Consider the following 11,888-nt stretch of genomic DNA (forward strand, 5'->3'; position numbering starts at 1 on the left):
TCCACTATCATTTTTCCATATAAAAACCAATTAATAGTTTTTATGGATTTCCAATCTTAATTTCAAATTCTATTGTTTTAAAACGTATAAATTAAGGCCGCCAAAAAATTTTCTTATTTATCATGTAGGTGTTCGTAATTATTAATTTATACCTGGGATTCCGCTGCAAATATATTGTGTAAATAATTAGTATAAGCCCTTCAAACGCCATGTAAGTATCAATTAAGTATGTCTATTTAGGTACTTATTATATTTAATTTCATTCTAAAACCCCAAATTTGTGAACCCCTTATAATTTTATAAGTATATTATTAATTACTAAGAATACCTTTACCCAAAAGGATAAAAAAACTAATATTAATAAAAAACACTTCACTATTATTATGCAGTCAATTGTTATTACAGGAAAAAAATACAATAACAATTCAAAAAAACATAAATTATTACTATACGGTATGTATATTTGCATCTTCTTAAAGCACATCATGTACATAATTATTTCAAGAGTCAGTATTTTTATAATATGGCTGTTACCATTTATTGTTTTCGCGCAAAATTCAGATCAATTTGATCCGGTTTTACAAAAAGACCTAAATAATGCAAAAACTAAAGCAGTTGGTAATCCAAAACAAGGTATTAGTGAACTTGATAACTTAATAGTTAAAGCAGAGCAGGGCAATAATTTATATTACAAAATGTTGGCTTACTCTAATAAAACGTTTTTTTATACAGATCTTAATGATTTTAAGAATGTTTTGAAATCAGCAGATAGTACCATAATATTAGCACAAAAACTAAACGCTTATGAAAAAGAAATTGAAGCTACAGTAAAAAAGTCATGGGCTTTGATGCATCTTGGCTTAATCAATGAAGCAGAAACACAGCTTAAAAATTCTTATCCTCTGCTATCCAAACTCAATACAAATAGTGATTACCATTTAGCAATTATTGGAAACTACTGGAATACGTACCATGAATTCTATAATGTTCAGGCTAAAGATGCTGAGGCTATAAAAAAAGGCATTAGAGCTCTGGAATACTATTCTAAAATAAAAGACAGAGAGGATAGAAACAGACGCTTAATTCAATCTTATACAGGCCTTGGATCAAGTTATCTGTTTGAAAAAAAAACAGATTCAGCATTATATTATTTTCAGACAGCAAATAATTTATTTTCTTATAATAAATATAAAGATAAGAAAGCACAAGCTATTATCTATTCCGGATCAGGTATGGCCTATAATATGCTTAAAGAATACCAAAAGGCTTTACCATTTCTCCTTCAAGGCCTAAAAATCAGTAAGGATAATTATCCTGATATCTATACTGAAACATTAAACCAACTTAACATCAATTTTAAGGCTACCAATAGCGATACTGATAATAATCCTTACTATAAGGAGTTTCTGCGTATAAAAAATGAAAACGAAAGGAAAAATAAACTTACATCAGAAGAGATCCAGGAAATAAAAGGCCACAACAACACAAATTTACTGAGTATTAAAACCATACAGCTTTTCATTATCGGATTTATTATTATACTGAGCCTTATTATTTACATTGGAATAAATAAATACAATAAACAAAAAGAGCAAAGTAAAAATATAGTTGATGAAAAGTCTTCACATGATTTTAATGAAATCATTAACCTAGCTAAAACCAATGATTCAGCATTTATTACAAGATTTCAAGAAATTTACCCTGGATTTTATGGGACATTAACAAGAGAATATCCTCTATTAACGGCAACTCACATAAAAATTTTATTATATTCTTACCTTAATTATACTACGAAAGATATCGCTGTTTTTATGAGTGTTAGTGTAAGAACAGTGCAAACACATAAATATAGAATTAGAAAGATCATCAATATTAGTTCCGAACAGGATATTATTGAATGGACAAAACAAATATGAGTAACCTGGGCTTGGAAAAAATCCTGTTCCAAGAGATCAGAGCGTATTCAAATAACAGTTTTATGGTATTAATGAGAAAATTATTTTCATCTTTTTTACTATAACCTATCAGTTTAAAGTTTTATAAATTTCAGAAGAACTCGCCATGCGCAGATAGGGATTAATACACTTTCATATTTAGAATTTTATTTAAATAATTATCAATATAAAGTCACTATAGTTTACAAAAATCACACTCTTATCAATTTATAAACATTACCCGTATAATTGGAAAATATCAAAGATATAGAATTTGAAAACGTTAGAGCACCTTACGGCTGCCAGATATTACAGCTATCCCGTTTTTTTAAAATACTTCCTCAGTTCCAGCAATATGGAAAAAAGGAAAGAATAAATTTTTTTATTTCCATTATAGTCACTAAAGGAAAAGGGAAGCATTATGTAGATTTTAAGGAATATGTGCTTGAAGAAGGAAGTATCTTATTCATTTCTCCCGGACAGATTCATCAGTATGAAAAAGATCCGCAATACGAAGGACAGATGTTGATATTTAATCAACAATTTTTCAGTAAGCAGATAGAAGAATTCAAATTATATCAATCTGCTGAATTTAATTCAGCACAAGATATATTACTAATCCCTGATAAAGTTGCTTTTAATCAAATACTAACAATACTAGCAATATTAAATTCTGAAATCACCTCTCCCTTTAATTTTTTAAAAGAGAAAGTCATTCAAAAACTAATTGGTATATTTTTGCTATATACACAACGCAAAAATAAAGCTGAAGACAATGGCAATGTTTACAGCTATAATTCAACATCAAATCTGTCACAATATTTAATATTTAAACAGTTATTAGAAAAACACTTTAAACAAGAACGTAGTGTATCTTTTTATGCATCAAATATGGCTATTACAAGCAAAACTTTGAACAGAATTATTAAATATAATATTCAAAAAGCAGCTAAAGAAGCTATAGATGAAAGAGTTATTATTGAAATAAAGCGACTTTTGCTATTTGAAAAAATGAGTATAAAACAGATCGCATATGAATTGAATTTCTTTGAACCCTCAAATTTAATTAAGTACTTTAAAAAACACACAGGTCAGACTCCTTCTTCTTTTAAAAATTAATTTCCATTTTTTACAGTCCATTGTCCATTTTTAACCTTTTACACAAAAAGGATATACCCTAATTTTGCAGTAAATAGCATAGGAAATAATAATCCAAACCACTATTTAATTACTGGCTTAAAATCTAAAAGTAAGTCATTTGCTTAAAAGGTAAAAACACAAAGAATGCTGTCTGCTGTTATGTAGGCAGCAATTTTAAATAACTCCTAAAATGATAGATTGCATCACGCAAGCTTTAGAAACTATTATTCTTTTTTGACCTATGTGGATAAATGGCAAGCAATATTCTCCCGGAATGACAAAAAATGAAATTCTGGAAAAATGTGATCACAACAACTACCAATATTCTCACAATAAGGCCTATATCACTATGAGTGAAAATTTTTGGGATAAAAAGATATTATTTATTGAATTTGAAAATGATATTGCAGTTTATTTGTCCATCAAATATATTAGAAAAATAACACAATGGCTTAAGGTTATAAATAGTCTTTAAAATCATAATCTCTATTAAATTACAAATAATAATTAAGCATGAAAAAACATTATTTTATAGTAATCCTATTTTTTTACTGTACAATACATGCACAAACCGGGATTAATACACAAAATCCTCAAGGAGCATTTCATATTGATGGTGGAAAAGATAACAACATAACAAGTCCTCCAACTTTATCACAGCAGGCTAATGATGTTCTGATTACATCAAACGGAAGCTTTGGTATTGGCACAGTTACTCCAAATAGTATATTACAGTTGAATGGATCATTATCTATGCCGGTGGTTGTTACAGATAAAAATTATACTCTTTCTGATAGAGATTATTCTGTTATTTTCAATGGACTTTCACAAGATGTGGCCAGTCATGTAATTTTTACGATTCCAGATCCGTCTACTTGCAAAGGACGTATCTATAAAATAACGTCATTAAACGGAGGAGTTAACGGTCATTATAATGGAGTATATCCTGACAATAATGAATATGGGCTGGCTTTAAGTATTCCGATAATTTACGCAAAAGATGATGATGGAACAATTCGTTCTTCTACCAGTGTTTATAAAATTGGAAATGCAGTTGGGGGGACAAAAGGTTATGCCGATAGAATTACAATACAAAGTGATGGAATTAATTGGTACTGTATTGACTATTAACTACAATATCACAGCTCAACAATTACAAATCACTCTGATTCCTATATTGATATTCTATATATCGGTTACATATATGCTTAAGAGTTTTTCTAATAATAGAAAGCAGCTGCAAATATTGCCTTTGTTTCATAAAGGATATATAAAAACGAATAAAGGACCTCTGAAAAGAGCTCCTTTATTAATAGCCTCAAGTGTGTTATGACAATAGATTCGTTACAAATAAGAGGGCATATAAAGTCGTGGCTATTACAAATTAAACAATATCGTTGCTATCTTAGCAAACCACTTCCCTATCTTTTATCAGAATTTTAGCAGGTATTTTCAAATCTGTCTGAATTTTAACCCGTAATGCTTCCAATGCGGAGGGTTCACCATGTACCAGCATGATTTGTTGAGGAGAATTCTTATATTTCCTTATCCATTCTATCAGTTCAGATTGATCAGCATGAGCGGATAACCCCGTTAATTCTACTATTTTTGCTTTTACCGGATAATATTTTCCGTGAATTTTTAACTCATGAGATCCATTAAGCAATGCTCTTCCGCGAGTACCTTCTGCCTGAAACCCAACAATCAATACTGTATTCCGGCTATTTCCTATATCATGCTTTAAATATTCAAGTACACGTCCTCCTGTCAGCATACCACTTCCTGCAATAATTATTTTACTTTGCTTATCATGAATGATTTCCGCGGTATTTGCATATTCTTTATTAATATTGACGTGCTCTATAATTTCCAACCATTTATCATGATCTACAGTAGTATACTCAGCATACTCAACCATAATATCAGTGGCTGAAGTTGCCATTGGGCTATCCATTATTATTGGAAGGTTATGAGGTATTCTGTTTTGTTCCTTGAGCCGATAAAGAATATAAATAAGTTCCTGTGCTCTTCCAACAGCAAAACTTGGAATAATGATATTGCCATGGTTTTTAACAGTATGATTAATCCAATGCGCCAAACTATCATACAAATTAGTACTGTCATGAAGCCTGTCTCCGTACGTTGATTCCATCACTAAAAAATCAGCTTGGGTAAAAAAATCAGGTGGCGGGAGAATAGCACTATGGCTACGCCCTATATCACCCGAAAAAATTATCGTTTTATCAAAACACACAATTTCTACAGAACAAGCTCCAATGATATGACCACAAGGCTTGAATCTGCAGTGTATATGATTACTTAGCTGTATGCTGACATTTTCCTTAACAGTAAAAAATTGTTTAAAAGATTTTTCAGCATCATTTATCGTGTATAAGGGTTTTGCGGGATGATGCTTCGTATAATGATGATAGTTTGCTTTTTCTGCATCCTCTTCCTGTAATTTTGCACTGTCAAGCAAGATTAATTTTGTCAGTTCCCTCGTGGGTTCAGTCATATAAATTTTACCCTTAAATCCGTTTTTTACAAGAAGGGGAATATATCCGCAATGATCCAGATGGGCATGGGTAAGAATGACAACATCGAGTTCTGCTAAATCGATACTTAAACATTCCCAGTTTTGTTCACGAAGCGCTTTTAACCCTTGAAACAATCCACAATCGATTAATAGGGTAAGCTCGGAAGTTTTTAGTAAATGCTTGGATCCGGTAACGGTCCCCGCTCCTCCAAGAGATTTTATAATCATAGTATCCATCTCTTTATTTTTATAATCCTGTTGCTCATTTGAAAATGATCTTGATCAAAAGATATTGGAATACATTTTTAAATGAATAACAGATTTTTTTGAGTTAATAGTGAAAAATCAGCGTATTTTAATCTCTTTTACTTCTCTTTTATCCAGATTAGTTTTACTGATCGTAATATTTAACAATCCGTTTTTATAATTCGCTTTTATATGTCCCAACGTGATGTTTTCCGGTAAATGGAAACTGCGGGAAAATGAGGTAGCAGAAAACTCTTTTCTTACAAAATTTTCCTTTTCTTCTTTTTTCTCTGCACTCTTTTCAGCACTGATAATCAGTGATCCGTTTTCCACTGCTACCTTGAAATCTTTTTTCTTAAATCCCGGAGCTGATACTTTAAACTTATAAACACCATTCCTGTCCATGATATTAATGGTAGGTTCCCTTTTCATTGTCTCATCTAAAAATCCGTCATTTTTCCAGAAATCTTCTATCATATTCTCCAGTGGAGACTGATTGTTTTTTTCTAAAGTTTTCATAATAAAAATTATTTTAGTTTGATATTCCAAAGGTATTATGGGAATAGCATTCAGCCCATGATCTCAGTTAGGTTTTCATATGATCCCGGTCACTTTTTCCCCAGCCATGTAAGGCTTCAATGATCAGGGAAACAGCCAGTCTTGAATCGGTACATTCAATAATATTGTATTGTACTCCTGAATTTTTAATAATCGATAAATCAACAAAAAACTCTTCTGCCGATCTTAAAATAAGGTATTGTATTCCCAATGAAATAAGCTTCAGGATAAAACTATGTGAAAGTTGATTTTCCTGCCCCATGATAATGACAGCATCTTTTGCCTCTGCAAAATGAACTGTATTTTCATTCAAAGGATCTGTTATGATGGTAATCTTGTGTATTTTACGATTAGCCAACGCAAGAAGTTCTTTTTCTTCCTGATTTATGTTATAAACTATCACTTTCATAATGTCTTTTGAATAATCAAATGTATTGAACCCATCAGAACTATTCAATGTATACAATCATTATAAAAAGTGACAGATATTAGTTTTTTAATTTTTGAAGACGTGAAGCATCCAGTATCGTAATCCTGCCCGCATTTCTATCTATTAAATTTTCTTCTTTAAAATCGCTGAGAATCCTGCTTACCGTTTCAATAGCCATTCCTGCCATAGAAGCCAGGTTTTCCCTGGAAATCTCAAAATTTTCAGCGTCTTTATATTTACCATGCAGTTTAAGCAGTACCTCTGCCATTCTTTTTCTTACTGAAAAATAGGCAAGCTGCAGTAGCTGTTCTTCATGGCTAATAACATTTCCGGCAAGAATTTTAATAAATTTTCCTGCTACATCTGGATATTTGTAAAACAATTGATCAATAACTTCTCTGGGAACTGAGCATAAGGTAGCATCTTCCAGAACTTCTGCCGTTTCCTTATACTCGTTTCCTGCAAATAATGAGGTAATGCCAAAATAATCTTCAGCTCCATATACTCCTGTCATAAATTCTTTTCCATCTTCTGTCATTTTTGTTGTTTTTACAGAACCGGACATGATTAAATATACCGTACTTGCCGCATCTCCTTCATAATATATTACCTGCTTTTTTTTAAAAGACTTAATTTTCCTTTCATTAAATGCTTTTTGCAATTCTTCAAGTCCATGTGATGCCTGAAATAAATTGGTAATTTGAGTAAGATTGGAACTGTAAATATTTCTCTGTCGTTCCCTTTTTTTCAGACGGCTTTCTATGGCACTCAGAAGTTCTATATCATCATAAGGTTTTGTAAGATAATCATCTGCCCCCATTTCTATACCTTTTCTTATTTCTATCCTATCCGCTTTTGCCGTTATGAAAATAAATGGAATGAGTGCTGTATCTTCTCTTTTACTCAAAAGGTGCAGTACACCATAGCCGTCAAGCTCCGGCATCATAATATCACACAGTATGATATCCGGAATATGTTTTATAGCCAGATCTACGCCTTGCTTACCGTTAGATGCCTGATATACTTCGTAGCTGGCAAGCTCAAGGATCTCAGATGTACTTTCACGGATGTCCTCATTATCCTCTATGATCAGTATCTGTGTTTTTTTCATCTCAACTTAATTGAAGTATTATTATAAATTTTTAGGAAATGATAAAGTAAACTCAGTTCCTTTACCGAATGTGCTTTTAAAATGTACTTTCCCATCCATAAGACTGACATATCGCTGTACAATATTGAGGCCCAGGCCTGTTCCGGGAATATTACCTGTATTATGAGCCCGGAAAAAGGGCTGGAAAAGAGCAGAATGATCATCTTCAGGTATTCCTATTCCATTGTCCTTTACCGAAAATACATATTGATTTTCTTTTACTTCTGTGGAAAATTCAATCAGTGTATGTTCTCCGGAATATTTTATAGCATTGCTCATCAGGTTCATCAGACAATTCTTTAATAAGCCTTGGTCCAAATTTATTTCACTTTCCGATCCTGTATGCTGGTAAATTATAATTTGATCTTCTTTGGTGATAAGCTGCATTTCTTCCGTAAGCTCTTCGGAAAATTTGATGATATCAAATAGACAGTAATTAGGATGTACAATCCCTGCTTCCAGTTTTTCCAATGAAAGAAAATCATTGAGAATACCGTTCAGACTCCCAATAGCTGTTTTGATTTTATGAAGGTGCTTTACGATCTGGAGACTGTCCGAAACCTGAAGATATTTCTCTATCAAAATAACAGACAGCTGCATGGAACTTAGAGGAGTGCGAAACTCATGAGATGCCATTGATACGAAACGGCTTTTCATACGGTTGAGTTCTTTTTCTTTTTCCAGCGATACATTTGCTTCGTTCTTTGCCTCTTCCAGCTCATAAAGCATTTTTTTTAGTGATTTTGTGCGGTCTTCGACTAACTCTTCCAGCTCCAGCGTATAATTTTTAAGAAATTCTTCCGCTTCTTTTTCTTTGGAAAGATCATGGATAAATCCTGTGTAAATAATTCTTTCCTGAAACTGAACCTCACTTACCGCAAGCCTGAAAGGAAACTGTGTGCCATCTTTTCTTAATCCTTTTACCTCTCTTCCTTTTCCAATGATTTTTTTTTGACCTGTAGTCTGATAATTAAGCAAATAACCATCATGCCGGCTTCTGTCCGGTTCCGGCATTAACACTGCAATATTTTTTCCGATTAATTCTTCAGCTTTATAGCCAAATATTTTTAGTGCAGAGGGATTCAGGCTTTCTATACACCCTCTGTCATCAATGGTTATAATACCGTCAATAGCCGTTTCAATAATGGCTTGTAACAGTTTGGCACTTTCCATAGTTATTGTTTTATGCAGCAATATAAAGTTATACATTTTAGCATAATGAACATGTATAATCTATGAAAATGTTTATAATATTCAATATTATCTGTATTATTAACAACTATATTTACTCATTAATTTCAAATATTCAAAAATGGACATGACCATTTTCAGGAATGGTTAATAATGGAATTTCTAATTCGGAAGCCTGTTTAGCTGCATGACTTCCAAAAAATAGTCTTTTGAAAAAACTTTTGTCATGATGTCCCATCACAAGCATATCGATGTCTTTATGCTTTACTATTTCCAAACCGTAATCTATATTTTCACTGTATATGCAATTGTAGCAAATTTTACCATCAAGGTTCTTTAGAAACACCTCTTTTTTATGCTCATAATCAACATCCTGGATCACATCATTATTGCTCTGAATAATATGGGTAATTAAAAGCTCAGCATCAAAGTATTTGGCAAATTTAATTAATAGTTGAGCTGTTTTTATGTCTTTTTTATTCAGATCTGTAGCGAAAGCGATCTTCTTCAGACCGTTATATTTATGACCTAAGGGAATTAAAAGAAGCGGATACTTTGTGGTTTCAATCATCTTTATGCTGTTGCTTCCGAGAACAAAGCGGGTAAGCATCCCTGCTCCCTGCATGCCCATCACAATAAGGAGCGGGTTTTTATCGGCTGCCATATTGTTAATCACATGAACGGCATCACCTCCCTCACAAGCATAATCTATTGAAGGATGAAAAGGAAAAGCTTCGTCTCCCCATATAACTTTTTCTCTGTCTTCCAGCACCTTTGCCAACTTTTTAAGCTCTTTTGTATTTTCTTCCTGTAAAGCCGGATATTCATACAAAGACCAAGCAGTCTGCCCAAGCATAGGACTTTCAATCGGTAATCCAAATGCATGGCATAAATCAATATTGGACTTCAGGGCGTTGGCTAGATGCAGAGCATAAAAGGCAGCATTTTTCGCTGGCTTTGAGTAATCTGTGGGTACTAATATTGTTCTCATAATCTGATTATTTATTGGGGTTGAATTTATTTTCTAATGAATCATCTAAATGGTAAATATCTTCATATAATACAGGCTTTCCATCTATTATAAGACAGGTCAGATAGGTTATAATGATGGGAACAGGTTGCTTCAGAACAAAATCTTTTCTTTTATACTCTGCCATTGCATTTTCCAAAACAGGAATCTTGTTTTCAGAACCGTCATTTTTTAACATAAGAGAGGCGAGTTCTTCAGCGTTCTCAACACGAATACACCCATGACTCAAAGCTCTTTCATCTTTATTAAACAATTGTTTCTGAGAAGTATCATGGAGATATATTCCATAAGAGTTTTTAAATCTAAAAACCACCGCTCCTAATGCATTATCACAGCCGGATGATTGTCTTATACTATATTGATGAGGATTTTGACGGATCTCTTTTAATTTTGATGAACTTATTTCAACCTGATTACCTCTCTTGTCATAAACTGAATAATGATGACTCTCTAAATATTGAGGATTTTTTAAGATTTTAGGCAGCATTTCTTTTACAAAAATACTTTGGGGGACCTTCCAGTCAGGCGCTGTTGTAAAATAAGTAATATTGCTTCTCAAAACCGGTGTTTTGGTGGTTGGTTTTCCTATGATCACTTTAAAATCAACCCCATCATTCTGGTGATAAAGTCTTAAGATATAGGAAGGAATATTTACCAGAATATAGGTCGTCTCTTTGGTATCAATCCATCGCAAGCGCTCCATATTGATGATGATTTTTTCATATTCTCTTTGTGGGGCTATACAGTCATTTTCCGCATAGAGAGCATTTAAATAGTTCTGGAAGTCCACATAAGCTTTTATTTTAGGCTGAACCTCAAGGATTGTCGTAAGAAAATCTGTCTCCTGCCTTGTATTCATTAGTATATCCTCAGATCGAAATCCATTGATATCATTGGAATCAATATATAATGAATCATAGAAAGGGTTGTATTTTCCTAAATGCAGATTATTGATGAAAGTGATAAGAGCATCCGTCATCAGAATATCGAACAAAGCTTTCTCCTCTTGATTTGTTTCAGCAGAAGTATCCCGCAATTTTCTTAATTTCTGAAGAGAAATAGCGTCCCAATGATAATCAGATAAAGACAATCCAAATCGGTAGGAATATTCCAACAGTAACATTGCAATTTCAGACTGATCTGATCTTTGTGCAGTTATCCATGCATATTCAGAATTATTTCTGGCATAAAACCTAGCGACCGATTTGGGGTAATGCAGTTTTGAGAGCGTAACATTATCTTTAAGTAAAGAAGGAATCTCCTGCGCTATTTTCATATCCTGAGCTTGTGTAATTATTGCAAAGCAAAGAATAATGGTGAATGTTAAAAAGGCTTTCATAATCTGAAATTTATACAACGAATTTCCAAATTATCTTACTGCCAGATAATGACTGCCATCACTAAAAATAATGATATCGCTATACCTTAATCTATTTTTAGAATATACATGCTAATGATTGGAAAAAAGAGAAGACCATGATACGGTGGTAACAATGAGGCTTATTGACACCCGTAAAGAAAAAGTATATACCCACAGCAAAAATCTGCGGGTTATTATGCCATCACTAAAAATTATATTGAAACTATAACTACTTCATTAAAGATGATAAAAGAATATGTTCAGGATTACAGAAACTTATGATCCGAAAGAGGAAAAATGGAGTTCACTATAA

10 protein-coding genes are annotated in these 11,888 nt (G+C 32.6%); 3 read left to right on the forward strand and 7 right to left on the reverse strand.

The window, feature by feature from the left end:
* Positions 1-383 precede the first annotated feature (383 nt).
* The 3 genes from AOB46_RS01675 to AOB46_RS01690 all read left to right on the forward strand — a co-directional run bounded on the left by AOB46_RS01675 (position 384) and on the right by AOB46_RS01690 (position 4,205).
* On the forward strand, positions 384-1,916 hold the full coding sequence (locus tag AOB46_RS01675; RefSeq protein WP_117590546.1) for a LuxR C-terminal-related transcriptional regulator: 1,533 nt from the start codon (positions 384-386) through the stop codon (positions 1,914-1,916).
* 267 nt (positions 1,917-2,183) lie between these two features.
* Positions 2,184-3,053: an AraC family transcriptional regulator gene (locus AOB46_RS01680; protein ID WP_062696305.1), complete on the forward strand. Its 870-nt coding sequence runs from the start codon at positions 2,184-2,186 to the stop codon at positions 3,051-3,053.
* 534 nt (positions 3,054-3,587) lie between these two features.
* Entirely contained in the window at positions 3,588-4,205 is a 618-nt protein-coding gene (locus tag AOB46_RS01690) for a hypothetical protein (protein WP_062696307.1), read from the forward strand.
* A 274-nt stretch (positions 4,206-4,479) separates the two neighbouring features.
* Here AOB46_RS01690 and AOB46_RS01695 read toward each other — a convergent pair whose 3' ends face one another.
* From AOB46_RS01695 to AOB46_RS01725, 7 genes are all read right to left on the reverse strand, one after another.
* The gene (locus tag AOB46_RS01695; RefSeq protein ID WP_062696308.1) at positions 4,480-5,847 is read right to left on the reverse strand and encodes an MBL fold metallo-hydrolase RNA specificity domain-containing protein; all 1,368 of its coding nucleotides are present in this window, start codon (positions 5,845-5,847) and stop codon (positions 4,480-4,482) included.
* Between the two features lie 108 nt (positions 5,848-5,955).
* The gene (locus tag AOB46_RS01700; protein WP_062696309.1) at positions 5,956-6,375 is read right to left on the reverse strand and encodes an Hsp20/alpha crystallin family protein; all 420 of its coding nucleotides are present in this window, start codon (positions 6,373-6,375) and stop codon (positions 5,956-5,958) included.
* Between the two features lie 67 nt (positions 6,376-6,442).
* A complete protein-coding gene (locus AOB46_RS01705) occupies positions 6,443-6,823 on the reverse strand; it encodes a hypothetical protein (protein WP_241489144.1) in 381 nt (126 codons plus the stop codon).
* A 79-nt stretch (positions 6,824-6,902) separates the two neighbouring features.
* Complete coding sequence (locus AOB46_RS01710; RefSeq protein ID WP_062696311.1) at positions 6,903-7,955, reverse strand: response regulator; 1,053 nt, start codon at positions 7,953-7,955, stop codon at positions 6,903-6,905.
* Between the two features lie 21 nt (positions 7,956-7,976).
* Positions 7,977-9,167: a PAS domain-containing sensor histidine kinase gene (locus AOB46_RS01715; protein ID WP_062696779.1), complete on the reverse strand. Its 1,191-nt coding sequence runs from the start codon at positions 9,165-9,167 to the stop codon at positions 7,977-7,979.
* 133 nt (positions 9,168-9,300) lie between these two features.
* On the reverse strand, positions 9,301-10,176 hold the full coding sequence (locus AOB46_RS01720) for a universal stress protein (protein WP_062696312.1): 876 nt from the start codon (positions 10,174-10,176) through the stop codon (positions 9,301-9,303).
* 7 nt (positions 10,177-10,183) lie between these two features.
* Positions 10,184-11,554: a L,D-transpeptidase family protein gene (locus tag AOB46_RS01725; RefSeq protein WP_062696313.1), complete on the reverse strand. Its 1,371-nt coding sequence runs from the start codon at positions 11,552-11,554 to the stop codon at positions 10,184-10,186.
* Positions 11,555-11,888: the final 334 nt, after the last annotated feature.

This window comes from Chryseobacterium indologenes, from assembly GCF_001295265.1.
Classification (GTDB): domain Bacteria; phylum Bacteroidota; class Bacteroidia; order Flavobacteriales; family Weeksellaceae; genus Chryseobacterium; species Chryseobacterium indologenes_A.